Source organism: Mycobacterium gallinarum, assembly GCF_010726765.1.
GTDB classification, from domain to species: Bacteria; Actinomycetota; Actinomycetes; order Mycobacteriales; family Mycobacteriaceae; genus Mycobacterium; species Mycobacterium gallinarum.
In genome coordinates this window covers 4,243,335-4,259,744 of record NZ_AP022601.1, presented here as the reverse complement: position 1 = coordinate 4,259,744, position 16,410 = coordinate 4,243,335, and the positions used below count along the sequence as shown (strand labels likewise).

General features: G+C 66.0%; 17 protein-coding genes and 1 pseudogene. 11 read left to right on the top strand and 7 right to left on the bottom strand.

Features of this window, described 5'->3' with window-relative positions:
- Positions 1-16: 16 nt before the first annotated feature.
- On the top strand, positions 17-1,417 hold the full coding sequence (locus G6N42_RS21020) for a WS/DGAT/MGAT family O-acyltransferase (RefSeq protein ID WP_163732332.1): 1,401 nt from the start codon (positions 17-19) through the stop codon (positions 1,415-1,417).
- 35 nt (positions 1,418-1,452) lie between these two features.
- Positions 1,453-1,659 carry a zinc-ribbon domain-containing protein gene (locus G6N42_RS21015; protein ID WP_174262126.1) on the top strand — a complete coding sequence of 69 codons (207 nt, stop codon included), beginning with the start codon at positions 1,453-1,455 and terminating at the stop codon, positions 1,657-1,659.
- Between the two features lie 46 nt (positions 1,660-1,705).
- On the opposite strand, the gene G6N42_RS21010 is transcribed toward G6N42_RS21015, so the two are convergent.
- On the bottom strand, positions 1,706-2,884 hold the full coding sequence (locus G6N42_RS21010; protein ID WP_232076212.1) for a lycopene cyclase family protein: 1,179 nt from the start codon (positions 2,882-2,884) through the stop codon (positions 1,706-1,708).
- Positions 2,885-3,223: 339 nt separating this feature from the next.
- Between G6N42_RS21010 and G6N42_RS21005 the strand changes: the two genes are divergently transcribed.
- The 5 genes from G6N42_RS21005 (at position 3,224) to G6N42_RS20985 (ending at position 7,916) form a co-directional block, all read left to right on the top strand.
- The gene (locus G6N42_RS21005) at positions 3,224-4,339 is read left to right on the top strand and encodes a coiled-coil domain-containing protein (protein ID WP_163737925.1); all 1,116 of its coding nucleotides are present in this window, start codon (positions 3,224-3,226) and stop codon (positions 4,337-4,339) included.
- 248 nt (positions 4,340-4,587) lie between these two features.
- Complete coding sequence (locus G6N42_RS21000; protein ID WP_232076211.1) at positions 4,588-5,466, top strand: nitroreductase family protein; 879 nt, start codon at positions 4,588-4,590, stop codon at positions 5,464-5,466.
- Positions 5,454-6,356 carry an NAD(P)H-binding protein gene (locus G6N42_RS20995; protein ID WP_163732330.1) on the top strand — a complete coding sequence of 301 codons (903 nt, stop codon included), beginning with the start codon at positions 5,454-5,456 and terminating at the stop codon, positions 6,354-6,356. Before G6N42_RS21000 ends, G6N42_RS20995 begins: the two co-directional genes overlap by 13 nt.
- Before the next feature lie 91 nt (positions 6,357-6,447).
- Complete coding sequence (locus G6N42_RS20990; RefSeq protein ID WP_163732327.1) at positions 6,448-7,599, top strand: hypothetical protein; 1,152 nt, start codon at positions 6,448-6,450, stop codon at positions 7,597-7,599.
- A complete protein-coding gene (locus G6N42_RS20985) occupies positions 7,596-7,916 on the top strand; it encodes a hypothetical protein (RefSeq protein WP_163732324.1) in 321 nt (106 codons plus the stop codon). The genes G6N42_RS20990 and G6N42_RS20985 overlap by 4 nt, the downstream gene beginning before the upstream one ends.
- A 6-nt stretch (positions 7,917-7,922) precedes the next feature.
- On the opposite strand, the gene G6N42_RS20980 is transcribed toward G6N42_RS20985, so the two are convergent.
- Positions 7,923-8,267 (bottom strand): MerR family transcriptional regulator, encoded by a 345-nt coding sequence (locus tag G6N42_RS20980; RefSeq protein ID WP_163688847.1) that lies wholly within the window; start codon positions 8,265-8,267, stop codon positions 7,923-7,925.
- 108 nt (positions 8,268-8,375) lie between these two features.
- Between G6N42_RS20980 and G6N42_RS20975 the strand changes: the two genes are divergently transcribed.
- Together G6N42_RS20975 and G6N42_RS20970 are read left to right on the top strand one after the other, a co-directional pair.
- Positions 8,376-8,795 carry an Hsp20/alpha crystallin family protein gene (locus G6N42_RS20975; RefSeq protein WP_163688848.1) on the top strand — a complete coding sequence of 140 codons (420 nt, stop codon included), beginning with the start codon at positions 8,376-8,378 and terminating at the stop codon, positions 8,793-8,795.
- 562 nt (positions 8,796-9,357) lie between these two features.
- The gene (locus tag G6N42_RS20970; RefSeq protein ID WP_232076210.1) at positions 9,358-9,684 is read left to right on the top strand and encodes a J domain-containing protein; all 327 of its coding nucleotides are present in this window, start codon (positions 9,358-9,360) and stop codon (positions 9,682-9,684) included.
- Positions 9,685-9,716: 32 nt separating this feature from the next.
- Here the strand turns inward: G6N42_RS20970 and G6N42_RS20965 are convergent, their stop codons facing one another.
- The 3 genes and pseudogenes from G6N42_RS20965 to G6N42_RS20955 all read right to left on the bottom strand — a co-directional run bounded on the left by G6N42_RS20965 (position 9,717) and on the right by G6N42_RS20955 (position 12,713).
- The gene (locus G6N42_RS20965) at positions 9,717-10,391 is read right to left on the bottom strand and encodes an NADPH-dependent F420 reductase (RefSeq protein WP_163732317.1); all 675 of its coding nucleotides are present in this window, start codon (positions 10,389-10,391) and stop codon (positions 9,717-9,719) included.
- Positions 10,392-10,467: 76 nt separating this feature from the next.
- Positions 10,468-12,054, bottom strand: coding sequence for a phospholipase D-like domain-containing protein (locus tag G6N42_RS20960; protein ID WP_163688851.1), 1,587 nt, complete (start codon positions 12,052-12,054; stop codon positions 10,468-10,470).
- Positions 12,055-12,088: 34 nt separating this feature from the next.
- Positions 12,089-12,713, bottom strand: a pseudogene (locus tag G6N42_RS20955) (TIGR03085 family metal-binding protein).
- A gap of 166 nt (positions 12,714-12,879) precedes the next feature.
- Here G6N42_RS20955 and G6N42_RS20950 point away from each other — a divergent pair.
- Together G6N42_RS20950 and G6N42_RS20945 are read left to right on the top strand one after the other, a co-directional pair.
- Positions 12,880-14,148: an oxygenase MpaB family protein gene (locus G6N42_RS20950; RefSeq protein WP_163732314.1), complete on the top strand. Its 1,269-nt coding sequence runs from the start codon at positions 12,880-12,882 to the stop codon at positions 14,146-14,148.
- Between the two features lie 10 nt (positions 14,149-14,158).
- Positions 14,159-14,752 carry a TetR/AcrR family transcriptional regulator gene (locus tag G6N42_RS20945; RefSeq protein ID WP_163732312.1) on the top strand — a complete coding sequence of 198 codons (594 nt, stop codon included), beginning with the start codon at positions 14,159-14,161 and terminating at the stop codon, positions 14,750-14,752.
- 15 nt (positions 14,753-14,767) lie between these two features.
- Here G6N42_RS20945 and G6N42_RS20940 read toward each other — a convergent pair whose 3' ends face one another.
- Together G6N42_RS20940 and G6N42_RS20935 are read right to left on the bottom strand one after the other, a co-directional pair.
- A complete protein-coding gene (locus G6N42_RS20940; RefSeq protein ID WP_163688855.1) occupies positions 14,768-15,445 on the bottom strand; it encodes an HD domain-containing protein in 678 nt (225 codons plus the stop codon).
- 94 nt (positions 15,446-15,539) lie between these two features.
- A complete protein-coding gene (locus G6N42_RS20935; RefSeq protein ID WP_232076209.1) occupies positions 15,540-16,400 on the bottom strand; it encodes an alpha/beta fold hydrolase in 861 nt (286 codons plus the stop codon).
- Between the last annotated feature and the right edge of the window lie 10 nt (positions 16,401-16,410).

Below are 16,410 nucleotides of genomic sequence, written 5' to 3'. Positions count from 1 at the left end.
GAGGGGAGGAGCGGCGGTGAAGCGACTCAGCGGGTGGGACTTGTTGTTGTTGAGCAGCGAGACGCCGAACGTGCATCAGCACACCCTGAAGGTGGCCATCGTCGACACCACGGGCTTCGAAGGCGAGGCGACGTTTGACGCGTTCTGCGATGTCTTCCGCACCAGCCTCGACGTTCTGGAGCCGTTGCACTATCAGTTGGTGAAGACCCCCTGGCGTCTGCATCGCCCGATCTGGCGAGAGGACGCCGAACTCGACCTCGACTATCACCTGCAGCCCGTGCAGGTCCCAGCGCCCGGCGGCCGATACGAGCTCGACGCCGTGATCGGCACCATCGCCGGGACACCCCTCGACCGCAGCCGCCCGCTGTGGCAGTTCTTCTACGCCGAAGGCTTGGCAGATCAGCGGGTCGCGGTCATCGGCAAGGTGCATCACGTCCTCGCCGATGGCGTCGCCTCCGCCAATCTCATGGCGCGGGCAATGAAGGGATTCGACACCGAATCGGAGCCGAGCCGCACCAGCCCGACCTCGGGTCCGCCGCCGTCTGTCGAAGTCGTGCGATTCGCGGTGCGGGATCACTTCGCGCGGCTGCGGGCGTTGCCTGCGGCGGTGCGGGCAGGACTGATCGGCGCCTACCGGCTGCAGTCACGTGTCAGGCAGCGTGACCGCCATCCGGAACTGGCCGCCAAGTTCAAGCCGCCGCCCACCTTCTTCAATCAAAAGCTCTCGGCCGCAAGGGTTTTTGCGAGCGCCGGCGTCCCGCTGGACGAAGTGGTGACCCTCAGCAAGAGGCTGGACGTGACGATCAACGACCTGGTGTTGACGACGACGGCTGGCGCATTGAGGCGCGTGTTACTCGACCACGGTGAACCCACCGACCGGCCGCTCATCGCGTCGGTTCCCACCGCCACGGACACGTCGCCGGACAGGATCAGTGGCAACGCGTTGGCCACGTTGTTGGTCTCGCTTCCAGTTCAGGCCGAGGACGCGATGGAGCAGCTGCGGCTTATCCGTACTTCCACATTCATCGCCAAGGAGGATCACCAGCTGCTCGGCCCCACTCTGGTGGGTCAGTGGCTGGAGTTCGTGCCGCCGGCCGTCACACGGGCGACGTTTCGCTGGATGTCAGGGCGCGAGGCTCCCAATCAGCTGTTCAATCTGATCGTGTCCAACGTCCCCGGGCCTCGCGAACGGGTCAGCACCGCCGGCGCGGTGGTGACCGAGTTCTATTCGGTGGGACCGCTCGCTGCCGGCGCTGGGCTGAACATGACGGTATGGAGCTATGCCGACCAGCTGAGCGTCGCAGCGTTGGCCGACAAGAACATCTTTCGTGACGCGCACGAACTCACCGAGGCGTTCGTCAGCGCGTTCACCGAACTGCTGGAAGCAGCTGGCTCAACCAACGGTTCGCTCGCCTAGCGGGTTGGTGGCGCCGGTACGCCTACGGTGGTGTTGTGTTGTTCTTCATCTTCGGTTACGGCACCAAGCAGAAGCACCTTGGCGCCGGACAGGTTCGCGCCTGTCCGCGCTGCCACAACACAACGCAGTGGGCGCGGATGCGAGAGTTCAAACAATTGACGTTGTTCTTCGTCCCGGTTGCGCGCTGGAAACGCCGGCAGTTCGAGGTCTGCGGCGTCTGTGGCACCGCGGTCGCTGTTTGAGCCGCGCTGGCCAGCCCGTCACCGCACTAGGTCCACCGAGGTGAGGTCACGCCGTGACGTCGTTGCTCCGTAGAGGGCGGCGCACGGCCGACGCGACGAGGTGGCGGCGCAACCCCCAGTTGGACGCCCAGTAAAGGCAATTCATCGCCGACGCCGTTCCGCCCACGTCGTCGCGCGCAGTGAGATACGTCCACCGGTGCCGTTCGGGGAGGGCGAAGAATGTTTCGAAGAAACCGGGGACCTCGTCGGGCGGCATGCTCAGAAGCGCCTCCAACCCGATCCGCCGGAAACGGTGAATTGCCTTTGCCGACGGCGACCACACGGTTCGGTGGGCGGCCGCCAGCGCCCGGCCCGGGTCGGGAAGGTTTGCGGCTATCGCGTCAGCCACCTGCGGCGCGAGGCGAAACGACGCGGCCAGGCTGTATCCGGTTGCAGGGTGGATGAGCGGTGCGGCCGCGCCGAAACCCAGCACCCCTTTCCCGTCGTGGCGTAGATCGTCCACTGGGAACGAAACCTTCTCGTCGCGAACGTCTTTCGGGATGGAGACACCTCGGCGTTCAAGCCGGGCGTGCAGCCGCCGCCGCAGCGTCGACAGCGGCAGCCCGGGTCGCCGTGCCAGCGAGGTCTCTTCCACGAGCACCCTGCCCCCGCCCAGTGGAATCGCGTAGAGAAACGTCGGCCAACCGCTTTCTCCGTGGTCGGCGCGCCAATCCATGAACAGCGCCGCCCCAGCGTCGACCAGTGACGCCACCGCGCCCTCGTCGAGGACGAGCCCGTACGCCGTCTGCTCGGCCGGGATGCCGCGCTTCTCGGTAGCGGCCAGTGGCCGCCACCGCCCGGCTGCATCGACGACGACCGAGGCCCGGATGCGTGAGCCGTCGGCCAGCGCGACCACCCCGCGCTCCGGCGACCCCACCGCTCGCCCGACCCGAACATCCACCCCGGTCAGCCGATCGCTGAGGTGGGAGTGCAGCGCGGGCACGTCCAAGACGGCGTACTCCCAGCCCAGATCGTGTTCGGTCACCGCGATCGCGCGACCGGCGGCCCGCGCCGCGACGACGGACGCGGGCAGATCGGCCGGGAGTTCTCGGCTCCACATCCCGTAGGTCGCCAGCCACGGCCGCTGCGGGGCCGGGTCGAGCAACCCCGTGGTCAACCCGACGCGGCGGCACGCGCCCGCCAAAGCCATTCCGGCCGGTCCGGCGCCGACCACCAAGACGTCCATCCGTTCCATCGTGCCGGTTCACCGCAAATCGGCAGCGCTCACGTCACCCGCTCGCACACGATGGCGATCCTGGTTCCGTCCGGACGAGTGAAGTTTTCGCTGCGGGAGACCATTCGACAGGACACGGCGCGAAGGTGGCGGTGGCGATGGCCCTGATCGGCGACGACGGACCCACGGCAGAATTAGTCGGCGACACCGGCGCCGTCTACCCGTGGTGACCGACAGCTCTGTTCACGGCCGCGAACGAATACCGGGAGTGGACATCGACGGTGCCAGTTCATACCCTGTCCGAGACGCTTGTAGCCGGGGGGCTTGCAACGAAGGATCGTGACTGTCCGTATGAGTCCGGCGCGCCACCCTCTTCGGCGAACAGTGGGCGGATTTGCGGCCGCGGTCCTAGTGCTGGCGATGTCGATCGCGGGAGTGCAGGCAGACCCGGCGGCTGACGCGCTGGCCAAGCTCGAAGAATTGTCCAGCCAGGCCATTCAGACTCGTGAAGCCGTCACCAACGCCCAACATGACGCCGAGGACAAATTGGCGGCCCAGACCGCGGCCGAAGACCGCCATCGCGCCAACCTGGCAGCCCTCGATGCCGCGAATTCTCAGCTCGCCGCCAACCAGGCCGCAGCCGACAAAGTGGCGGCAATGACGTATATGAGCGGACGCACCGGGCAGATGACGGCAGTGCTGACCGCAGGCTCCCCGCAAGAGCTGATCGACGGGCTGTCGCTGCAGCGGGTCATCACCGCACAGGCGGCCGATCAGATGAAGGCTTATCAAGTCGCGCGTGAGCGCGCGGCCGCCGCTGCGAAGGCGTCGGAGACATCGGCCGCTGAGACCCGTGTGGCGGCCGAGCGCTCCGCCGCGGTGCACGCCGACCTGCAGGCGAAGTGGAAAGAACTGCAGCGACAGATCATCGCCGCGGAGGCGCAGTACGAGGCGTTGACGCCCGCTCAGCAGGCGGCGGTCGACGTCGCGGCCGCCCTGCCGCCGCCGCCCCCGGCGGCTGTGCCCCCTCCGGCGGATCCGATGCTCAACATGATGCCCGCCCCGCCTCCGGCCGCGGTTGTCCCTCCGCCTGCGGCCATTCCCGACAACCCCGACGCACTGCCGGTCGGCGTCGCGTACGAGGCCGGGTTGCAGCCCAACACCATCCTCGCGGCCCGCGCCGTCAGCCAACGGTTTCCCCAGATCGCCGAGATCGGCGGTGTCCGGCCTGACTCGAAGCCGTGGCATCCGAGCGGCCTGGCGATCGACATCATGATTCCCAACGCCGAAACCCCCGAGGGCATCGCGCTCGGGGACGAGATCATGGCGTTCGCGATGGCCAATGCGGGGCGGTTCGGGCTCCAGGATGTGATCTGGCGCGGCACCTACTACACGCCGTCCGGGCCGGCCGGATCGGGCTACGGGCACTACGACCACGTGCACATCACCACGACGCCACGCCGCTAGCCGACGAATCGGCCGACGGCACGATCGCCAGGGTTCTGGCGGGTGTCGCTTCGGCCAACCGGGATCCGGACTACTTCGAGAACCCCGAAACCCTAGACCAGTCCCGAGAACCCAACCGGCACGTGTCTTTTGGCAACGAATTCCGCTGAAAGGCAAGCGTTCCCGTTACGCCTCGCCCGAACGTGGTTGCGCGACGGCCCATCGTGGGTGATGCCAGGGACGCAAACGCCGCTGAAGCCCCGCCGAGTGTGAGACCATACAGACCCGCACCGGACGTCACGATGGAGACGGCGTTGCCAAGCGACTTTCCCGACACCGCCACGCTGCAACGAGTACTCGAACTCGCCGCGTGGGCGCCGTCGGCGCGCAACTCGCAGCCCTGGCGTTGGGAGGTCGACGGCTCAGGATTACACCTGGCCGCCGATTGGGGCCGTGCGGGTCTCGACAGCGATGCGGGCCGGCGCGACGTTCTGCTGGGGTGTGGCTCGATTCTGAATCATTGTGCGGTGAGCTTGGCCGCAGCGGGATGGCAGGCGCGCACCCGCCGGTTTCCCGACGACGGGCATGTGGCTTCGTTCGAGCTGATCGACCGCGCCCCGACCGACGCTGTCGTCGAACTCGCGACCGCCATCCCGCGACGCAGGTCGGACCGCCGCGATTACGCGGCGTCCCCCCTACCACCGTCAACACTGGAGCTGCTGCTCATCCGGGCCGCCCGATACGGTGTGCAGATGAGCGTGGTGCCCAAACTGCACTGGATGCGGTTGCCGGAAGGCGCAATTCGCTTGCGATACGGAGGCGACGTCGATGACGGCCCGCGCCCCGGTGCCGTCGACGGTACGCTGCTGGTCCTTGCCACCGAGACCGACGACGACACCATGCGGTTGCGCGCGGGAGAGGCGCTCAGCCATCTTCTGCTGTCAGCGACAGTGATGGGGCTGGCCTCGTGCGCATTGACCGAACCCATCAGTGACATGCGGGAAAGGTTGGCGCTCGCGTGCGAGCTGTTCGACGCTGAAGCCCATCCCCAGACGCTCATTCGGCTCGGCCCCACACCGGCGAACGCCGTCATGTGTCCCGTTCCTTCGCGACGGTCGGTCGCGGAGACAACGGTGTGGACGGTCTGACGGCTCGGCCTGGAATGCTGCTGGTGACCGGGCCGACGGGCAACGTCGGCCACGAACTGGTCGACGTGCTCGACGCGCACTACGACCGAGCGTGGCGGGTCGGCAGCCGACATCACGAGGACCTGGCCGCATACCGCACTCCGGAACGCGTTTACCTGGATTTCTTTGATCAGACGACATGGGCCGGGGCGCTCGCCGACGTCGACGCGTTGTTCCTGTTGTTCCCCCTGCCCGGCAATCGCGCCGCTCGGCGGGCGATCATCCCCTTCATTCATGCCGCCGAGCGGGCCGGGTGCCGCCACGTCGTCTATGTGTCGGTATTCGGCGCCGACCGGGCCAAATTCATCCCGCACTACAAGGTGGAGGACGCGCTCCGGAGTTCGTCGATGGCGTACACCGTATTGCGGTGCAGCTTCTTCATGCAGAACCTGCACCGAGCCATCTCCACCCACGGCACCGACATCGTGGACACGGGGGAGCTGTTCATTCCGGCCGGCCGGGGTGCGACGACGTTCATCGACGCCCGTGACGCCGCCGAGGTGGCCGCCGAGGTTCTCGCCGACACGACCGCCCACCGCAACGTGGTGTATCACCTGACCGGCCCTGCCCCGCTGACCATGAAACAGGTCGCCACCGAGCTGACGGTCGCGCTGGGCCGCCCGATCCGCTACACCGATCCGAGCCTCATTGCTTTCGCGCGGCGGTTGCGCCACCGTGGAGTCGGCTGGGACACGATCGGATTCATGGCCGCCGTGTACACGTTGACCAGGTTCGGCCGCAATCAACCGATTACCGGTGACGTCGAACGACTGCTGGGTCGTCCGCCGCGCTCGCTGAGCAACTTCCTTGCGGACTCGGCGTGGCGCTGGCATGAACGCGCCTGGACATAGCCGCATCGACGGCGTTGAATTCTTGGGATCGGTAGCCAGGTGGCGCTGCTCTACTCGCGACAAGACAGAAACGCGGTAGGGGAGGCACGACATGAACGCCAACAACAATTCAGGCGCGGCGCGCCAGTTCGTCGCGCAGCCACCCTTCTGGGGATCCAAGGTCGCCTCCTTCACCACCCCCGCCTGGCAGAACAACCCCGCCAAGGCATATCTGTTCACGATCGTCGGGGTTTTCGCCTTCACGGGAGCGCTCTGGGCCCTGTTCTTCGGCATGCAGTCGCTCACCGAGGATGGGTCGGAGTGGATCCAACGAGCGTCAACGCACGGACTGCAGCTGAGCCTGCTTGTTCTCCTCTTCGGCGGTGTCTACGGCTGGACCCGTTGGTCTCGAGACAAGAAGATCGTGGTCTCCGCCACGAGCGACGCCCTTACAGTCACCACCCGGCCCGGCGACGTGTATCCCTTCACCGACGCGCAACTGGGGACCTGGGGTGTGACCGGTGGCCACACGATGGGCACGGCGCTGCACTTACACTGCGGCTCAAAGCGATTCGTTCTCGGTGGTCGAGACCGACGTGTCGCTGCCGGCACTCGGCTCGATGCGCCCGACGCGGGCTATGGCTTGCCGATTGACGTCGACGCCTGGTTGTCGGCAGAGGACTTCGACGCGCTGCTCGCCATCGTCAGCAACCGCAGCGGACTGGATGTCCGACGGCCAAGCGCCGACGAACCAACCCGCTGCCTGCTGTTCACGAATTCGCTGAAACTACAGGAAATCAGCTCGTTCTCGATCCGTAAGCAGTGGCAGTTCACCCGTTCCCTCAGCACAGCCCGGCTGGCCATCGACATAGGCGTCAACTCGATCCGAGTGATCGATCCGACCACCGCAGCGGTCATCGCCTCCGTCTCACCCCGGCAGGTGAGCGCACAGCCGGTGGTGTTCCGCCCGATGCAAGGGCGGCATTGGTTCCCCACCCTCGGGAATGCGATGAGCGATGCGGCGACCGATTACTGGTCCACGTCACCCGGGATGCGCATCACCATTCCCGGTATGGAACCGCTGACGGTTGGATGCCGCGACACCGCAATGGGTTTGGACTTCCGGTTCGCATGGCCCGGTGGTGTGCCCACTGTTGCCGCGCGCGCCGACTACGAGGTCTCGGGGACCGATTGGCTGACCCTTGTCGAGACATTCGGCTTGGCATCACATCTGCAACACCGCGGCGACAGGAGTTCACGATGAATCGAGTAAGTGCAGTTCTGACAACAACTTTCGCAGCGCTCGCGGCCTTGGGGCTGAGCGCGGCCCCCGCCCTGGCGGCCCCGCCGTCAGAACCACGCACGTGGTGCCCCGGTGACGACCCAGGCGGAGGACCGGGTGGTCCCTTCAATTCTCCCGGTCCGCCCAACTGGGACTGGAACATCTGCCACACCTTCTACATCGTCAACTGGGGCCAGGGCAACGTGGGCCCGATGATCTGGGACGGACCGAACCCGCCGCCGGACAATCGCGGTCCCGTGGGGCCATGCTCGCTCCTCGACACCAGGGGCTGCAACTAGGTCCCGTCATCCCTGCCGGTCACGGGTGGTCCGGGTCTGTTCGCGCAGCCTGGTGTTCTCCGACCGAAGATGCCCATTGTCGCTTTCCAACAACGAGTTTCGGTGCTCCAGATCCAGAATCTGGGCGACACCGGCGAGATTGACGCCCGCACCGACGAGCAGGCTGATGCGCTCCAGTCGGACGACGTCGTCGTCGCTGTACCGTCGCGTCCCGCCGTCGGTCCGTGCGGGCGTGAGTAGTCCGCGGCGCTCGTAGAGCCGCAGCGTCTGCGGGTCGATTCCGGTCAACTCCGCGGCGACTGAGATGCCGTACACGCCGCGCGCCGATCGGTCCGCCGACTCCTCGCGCATAAACCCTCCGTCCAAAAATCTCCCCAAACATCCTTGCACACTGCTGCATCGGGTGCTATAAGAAATTTATGGCACAAGCCATAGATCTATCGGCCGAGGAGGGTAGACATGTTGATGCGCACCGATCCATTCCGCGACGTCGATCGCCTCGCCCAGCAGGTGCTGGGCACCGCCGCCCGCCCCGCCGTGATGCCGATGGACGCGTGGCGCGAGGGTGACACGTTCGTCGTCGAATTGGACCTTCCCGGCGTCGACCCCGACTCGCTGGATCTCGACGTCGAACGCAACGTGCTCACCGTGCACGCCAAACGCCCCGCTCTCGACAGCGAGCGCGAAATGGTTGCGGCGGAACGCCCACGAGGTGTCTTCAGTAGGCAGCTGTTTCTTGGCGAAACGCTCGACACCGAACGGATCGAGGCCGACTACAGCGGCGGTGTTCTCCGGCTGACCATCCCGGTGGCGGAGAGGGCGAAGCCGCGAAGGATCCAGATCTCCACCCGCGACGAGAAGAAGTCCGTCAACGCGTGACATCGGGTGGTGAGCGACGTGCCAACGAGCATTGCATGGACAGTCGAGCCACTCGTCGAAGCCGAAGCGGTCGTCGAGGCTGAGTGGATACGCATTCTCGAGGAGCAGAGCGCGGACCCGAACGACGCGATAACCCGTGAGAGGCCCGCGCTTCGGCGAGTTCCGATAGGCACCGCGGTGGCGGCGGCCACTGACCCGCGCCCGGGCCTCGGTCTCTCGGCGGGCGGGTGCGCGGTGGCACCAAGACAACGAGGGCAGGCGCGCGTGTGGCCTACCCAGAGATCGCCTCCGCACCCCGGGTGCGACGGTGTTTCTCAATGTGTCAGGACTATCAGGGAGGTGATGCTTTTCCGAAGTCTCCGAACAATTTCGAACAAGTTCAGCCAAGCCGCCCAGGTCTCATGAACGTCGAATCGCACAGACCGACAGACGCCGGTCACGGCGACCTGCCATCGACATGGCATTGACACGCGCGGCGGCTACGACACCAACGCCCAATCTGAGTGGCGGGGCCGGGAACCCCCGGCCCCGCTTCAGGCGCTTTCTCATGCAGGAGAATGCGGTGAACACCGAAGATCCGTACGCCGTGCTGGGAGTGTCGCCCGGCGCGTCGCAGGCCGAAATCGTCCGTGCGTTTCGTGCCCGGTTGCTCGCGACTCACCCCGACACGCGCGACCCCATGTCGGCACAGGGAGCCGACACCCGTTTGCAACAGGTGCTGGCCGCCTACTCGAGGCTGCGCACCCACGCCCCGGCCGCCGCACCGCAGCAACCTACGGTCACCTCTGGCCCAGTGAACATCACTGTCAGACATCATGATTCCGGTGAGGCACCGACGCGCGACTCGACGCCGCCGCTTCGGGCCGGGCCGGTACGTCGGCACCGTTGACGCGCGGGCCCTGCTGCCGACGGCTGCTGGGGTCAGCTCACGCCAGTGCGTGCGCTCCACTCAGGCGTACGTTCCCGCGTCGCCTCGGCGAGTGCCTTGCGGGTGTCGTCGGCGTTGAAGTCTTTGCCGTACACCGGTGTTCCCGGTTGCTGACGCCACGACTCGGATACCGGACCGGCGTTCACCGGCTCGAAGCCGAGGCGATCGACGATGCCGTGAATCAACTCGCGGCCGGGGCCGTCCTCTCCCGCGATGGGCAGTGCGATTCGGTGAGGTGAGCCGGTCGGACGGCCGCGCTCGAGCAGGTGCTTCCACCAGATCCCGTTGAACACCTTGTACACCGGCGCGCCGATTTCCTCTGCGACCCAGGCGCTTTCGACCTGACCATCCTCGATCGCCGCGATCTCGCCGTCTCGCTGTTGCGGGTAGTAATTGTTCGTCTCGATCACCGGGGCGCCCGGTCTGCGGGCGTCAACGATTCCGTCGGCAAGGTCGGGAACGTTCCTTTGCGGAATGCTGATCACGACGAGGTCGGCATCGGCCGCCGCGTCCTTGGCCCACACCGCCGTCGCGCCGGTCTCCTTCTCCAGGTCGGCGAGGGTTTCCGGAGAGCGCGAATTCGCCACGTTCACGTCGAAGCCGAGTTCGCGAAACCGTCGCACCAATGTGCCGCCGATATGACCCGCCCCGATGATTCCGATCTGCATGACGACCTCCGTGTGGTTGCGACTCTTGTGGGCGCAACGGAGGGCACGTGCTCGCTATTCCGCATCTCGCCGCCGATCACTCGTCGGGGTCGTCTCGCAGGGACTCCGCGACGCTTCGCAGTGCGGTTGCGGCGTCGGAAAGCGAGCGCACGGTCGAGACGGCCTGGGGCGCCAGCCTGGTCAGCGGCCACAACGCCGCTCCGGTGACCAAGCTGAAGACGCCTTGAGCTATCGACTCCGGGACGCTTGGGGGGTCCATCAGATCGTTCTCGGCAAAGGGACCTGCGTCGGCTGATGTCATGGTGGGGGTGAACTTGCGGAGCGACCGGCCCACGGTGCGCAACGAATCGACAGCGGCGAGAAGTGAGCCGCGGCTGGTGATTTCGGCACGGAGATCTTCGACGGAGACGCCGAGATGTTCCGCCAGCAGATCGTCTCTCGCGTAGGTGATCTCACCGGCGATCACCTCGTGGCCGCTCACACCAGGCACCGCTTCCAGAGCCACGTCACATTCGCTGTCGAAGCCCAACGACCGATTGTTGAGATTGGACGACCCGATCCGCAGCAGGCGGTCATCGATCACCATCACCTTGGAGTGGACGTAGACCGGAACACCGCCGGCGGCCACCGGCCAGTACACACCCAGGCGACCGTGAGTGTCCGCGTCCCACAGCAGCCGAAGCAGGCGCTGCCTCGCGCTGTCCATCGATTGCTGCTCCAGCCTGCTCTCAGAACTTCGCGGCAGGATGATGATGATCTCCGGCCCTTCGGGTTTCACCAGTTGCGCGGCGAGCGCCCGGGCCAACCTGCGTGCAGCCAGATACTGGTTCTCCAAATAGATGACGTCCTTGGCAGCAGCGACAGCGGCCAGATTGAGTGCCTCGACCTCTCTGACCTCCTCGCGTTCCGATAACGCGGGCAGCGTTCGTGCAATGCCGATGTCGACGTCACGCAACAGCCCCACGACAGCGGGCGGCCAGATATCGCGCCGTGCCGCGATCGGCTCGAGTAGCTCGCCGGTGGCGGCGTGCCAACGGTCGCGCGCCTGCTCGGCGAGGGCGCCTGCCGCGTCACCGTCACAGACCGTCGCCACTTCGTGCCGCGGTCCATAGGGTTGCCCCGCTCCTTTCCTGCGCGGGTCGTCACCCAGGTGCATCCGCGTGTCCCAGCGTCCAAGAGTGAGGTCGATGCCGCCGCAGAATGCGATGGCATCATCGGCGACGACGATCTTCTGATGGTGGACCGCGCCGGGCGGGTGTGCGCCGTCGACCGCAAAGTGCATGCGGGGTGGGGTGATCACATTGAGCAGGCCGACCGGTGCAATACCGAACCAGAATCCGTCGAAGGCGGGCAGCAACCGCAGATTCGACTTGAGCAGATAGACCCGCAGGTCCGGCCGCCGCCATACCAGCCAGTGCAGGAAGGTCCCGAGGTGATTGGGGCCGGGCAGCGATTTCTTGTCGGCCTCGAAGGCGGTCCGGTAATCGAAATCCCAGCCGATCAGCATGATGCGGCGCCTGGCGCGCAGCATCGCCGACTTCACATCGGCGAGGTAATCGGCACCGTCGACGATGCGGCTGAAGCGATCCGAGCGGGCGGTGCGCCAGCAGGTTTCGCCGGGCCTCAGAATGCGATCGGGTGGTTCAGACCGTCTGTCGCTCATGGAACGTCCTCACGCTGCCGTTCATCCCGCACGGTCAGAATCGTCGCTCGGCATGTCGCACCGCGTCGACGACCTCGGCATTACCGCTGAATTCGACGCGTATGTCGTTGCGGCCGAAGGCGAATAGCAGCAACTCGCCGGGGGCGCCGGTGACCGTGACCCCAGGGCCTGTCCCGAACCGCGCGAGCACGGCACCGTCCGTCTCGAGGAGTGCGACCCGTGCGGGCACGCCCGGCATGAGGACTGGCGCGAAAAAACGCGTCAGGCGCCGGAGCGCTCCGACGGTGCCGTCATCGAGCGCTCGAGGTGTCCACCCGCCGGCGGCGCGACGAACGTCTTCGTGATGGACAAACATTTCGTGGATGTTGGCGACGCGGTCGAGCCAGCGCAGCGGCGAGTAGGGGGGCGGGCCGGACGCCAATCGATCGACCAACTCAGGCCAGCTGTGGCCGGCGGCGATCTGCGTTTCGATGCGATGTTCGTCGCTCGGCGAACCGCGGCACGCCGATGCCCAACAGAGCGTCCGGTCGCCGCTCGCGGGCGATTAGGTGCGCGACGAGCTGTCGAGTTGTCCACCCCGGGCACAAGGTCGGTGCGTCGGGGCCGACCGTCCGCAGGGTATGGACCAGTGCCGCGCGTTCTTCGCTGGCGACCGACATTGTCCGACCTTAACCGCTCGCCGCGGGCCCTTCGGGGGACGTCGACTCCGCTCGGCCGATTCACCGAGAGGTCGTGACCTCCACCACGTTGCCGGTGAACCCGCTTGCTTGCGCGCAAGCAAGGCGATACCGTCGCAGCATCAGCCAGTACCGATCAGGAGTCGAGATGACAGTCGAGCCGACCAGCCCCGCCCCGCTTGCCACCCAGCGTTTCCCTGGCGAGTTCGTGTACTTCGACGTCAAGGACAAGCCCTTCGCCGGCGCCCTGACCGCACGCTTGTCCAAGCTCGCGGGTGTCGACGTGACGCTCGATGATGACCTAGCCGATGCGATGGGTCGCAGCCTCGATGCCGGCGACCGGCTCGGCGACGCGTGGTACGCGGATGCCCGCAGCCGCGGATCGGTCCGCGCGGCGCGCGAGGAGTTCAACACCGCCCTCGAGCACGGAGTCGACGCCGTCACGGATCCGTCAACGGCGCTGATCGCGTTGTTCGACCAGATCAACACCGAACCGGATTGGCTGGACTGGGACCTTCTCGACCGCGGCGCAAGCGTCTTTCGGCGGTACGGGAAAGAGCTCTACCCCTACTTCGGCATGGCGACGTTCTCGGGCTACCGAACGCCATCGGTGACCAAGCCGCTCATCCTGACCGGCGCCTACACCGGCAACTCCGCCCTCAACAGATTCTGGGAGACCTGCAAGCACTGGACGGACACCAGCGAACCCGACGGCATGCGACGCGGTAACCCCGGTTACCTGACGTCGCTGCGAGTGCGGCTGCTGCACTGCATGATCCGGTCCCGGATCGTCGGTCACGCAGAGTGGGACCGTGCCCGGTTCGGGGTGCCCATCAGTCAGTTCAACATGTTCAGCACGCTGATGGCCGGCTCGGTGATTCCCGGTCATGACCTGAAACGTCTGGGCTACCGCACCAGCGACGACGACATCGTGGCGCTCATGCACCTGCAGCGCTACATCGGCTACGTGATGGGCGTCGACCCGCCGTGGTACCCGGAGTCGATCGAGGACGGTTATCGAGCGATGCGGTTGATCGCGCTGGCGCAACGCACCAGCGACGACGACGACAGTCGCGCTCTGTGCTGGTCGTTCATGGACACCTACAAGCCCCCGGCGGACTCCAGAGGTGTGAAGCGGCTGGCCGCCGAGCTCAACTACCGCGCCCAGCTAGGTCACGCGTACTTCTACACGCCCGCGTCCTACACGAAGTCAGGGTTCCCGCCGGTCGGGCCGTGGCGTTACGCTCCGCTGGCGCGCTTCGTGCCGAACTTCATCAGAGAGACGGCGTGTCAACATGTTCCGGCTATCGCGCGCCGAATCGATGATCGGCACCGGGCGTGGCGCCGCGCGGAGAACGCGCGCACGCTCGGCACCGGCCGGGGCAGCTTCAGCCCAGTCGAGACGCTTTCGCGCTAGCGTCGACACCGTGGTCGAGCCCAGGGAAGCGGCGCGTCGGAATCAGATTCTCGAGGTGGCCACAACGCTGTTCGCTCAGCAGGGATACCGCGAGACCAATCTGGCGCAGATCGCCGACGAACTCGGCTTCCGGCGCCAAGCGGTCTACCACTACTTCCGTGCCAAAGACGACATTCTCTATGAGCTGATCGCCGAGGCGGGGGAGGCGATGACGTCATCGGCGGGCCCCATCTTCGACTCCGACAGCTCGCCGGAAGTGAAACTGGCCGAGCTCGTGCGCAATCACGTCCGGGTGGTGTCGTCTGACCCGAGCCGGTTCCGTATCCAGTTCAACGAACTCAACAAGTTGAGTGGCGATCGCGCCAAACCGCTGCAGGACGGGATCTCGGCATACATTCACCGGATCGCCGACGTCATCCAGGACGGTCAGCGCGCAGGCGTGTTCTTCGACGGCCCGCCCACATCGCTGGCATTACTGATCATCGGGATGTGCAATTCGACGACCGAATGGCGCGACGGCGCGCGGACGAAGGCGTCAGTCGACGAGATCGCCGACAACGCAGCCCGTCTGGCGGTCGTCGGACTCACCGGGACGCGCGGCTGAACGCGCCGGCTTCGTCTATCCCGGTTGCGCGAACTCATCGCCCCAACCGGCGTTCGTCACCACCTCCGCGAACGTGAGTCGGTGCGCGTCATTGACGAGCTGGTGGACATGGGCGGGGAATGAAAACGGCGGAGCCTTCATCGGATTGGCTTGAGTGCCGCGGGCGATAGCCTGGGTGATCGCGAAGCCGAGGTTGTGTCTGGCCCATGCCGCGAGGACGCGATCAGCGAAACCCTTGGGTAGACGGTCCCGCTGTGAGCCTGCGACATCGAGGTCAATCCCGCTGTGGCAGACGGCTTGTTCGGTACCGAAACGGTGCCCCAAGCCGATGCTGGTGTGCAGCGCAATCGACTGCCACACCGTCGTCACTCGGTCGTCGGTGAGGCCCTGCTCACGGAGGAACCGCGCTGCGGCATCGGCGCCTTCGACTTCGAATCGCTGATCGCCGGCTCCGTACTTCGTGAGGCCGAGGTCATGCAGAACCGACGCGAGGAACACGACCTCTTCGTCATAGTCGACGCCGCCGCGCAATCCGTCAGCAGCCGCCAGTTCCCGAGCGAACAGATAGCTGCGCACGCAATGGTTGTGCAGGAAGTCTGGCGAGACGTCGGAGGCCAGCTCGACCGCCGCAGCGCAGACTGTTGAATCGGGCAAGCCCCACTGTGCCGTGTCGGTGGTTACGTGATCGGTCATACCGCCACGGTGCCCCCACCGAAACATATGCGCCAGTTCTTATGTGGCCAACAAGCGCCGGATTCCGGACATCTCGCTCGGTCGCGGTTGCATTCTAGGCGAAGAATCGCCGCAACTGATCAGCGATGACTCGGGGATTGCCGCCGGAATCTTGTGCGCCGCCGTGATTGAGCCCCGGAAGTTCGATGCGCGTCGCCGCGGGCAACACGCTTTGCAACGCGTCGAGGGTGCCGGTGAAAAGTGTGGGAGCGCCTGTGCCGCAGAGAAGTAGAACGTCGGCGGTCACGTTCTGGTAGTCGTCGAGGGTGCCTTCGGTCGACTTGACGACGTTCAACTCCTCTTTCCACGCGATGATCAAGTCACGCAGCGAGGCGTCGTCGCCGGTGACCCTCTTGGCGTCGGCCCACAGGATCGCCCGGCAGATCAGCGGCTGAGTCATGATCGTGCCCAACAGACGAAGCGGCGCGGCGACCTGCTGTACCCGGGGGTCGCCGTCGGCGGCACCCTTGGCCAGACTCGCCATCGCGTCGGCGATGTCGCCGCTGTCCACGAGACGCTGCCCACGGTCGATGGTGGTCTTGAACTTGTCGAGGTCCGGCTGTCCGACGAACAGGACCGGTTCGAAGACAGCGACTTTGCGTATCGCCGGAACGGACATCGAGGCATGTAGCGCGAACAGGCCACCGTCAGCGGCGCCGAAGACATTCTCCGCGCCGGTGGCGGCGATGATGGCTGCGAGGTCTTCGTCCTCACGTTCGATGCAGTAGTGCGGACCGTACGGTCCGCTCATCCCGCGGCCGCGCCGGTCGGGCAGGTAGACGGTGAACTCTTCAGCAAGAGCGCCTGCCAGTTTCATGTAGTGCTGAGAGCCCAGCGCTCCGCCATGCTGCAGCACTATGCCGGGGCCGTGACCGAGCTGACGAAAGCCCAACTTCGTGCCGTCTTTCGATGCCACAAAGTGTTTC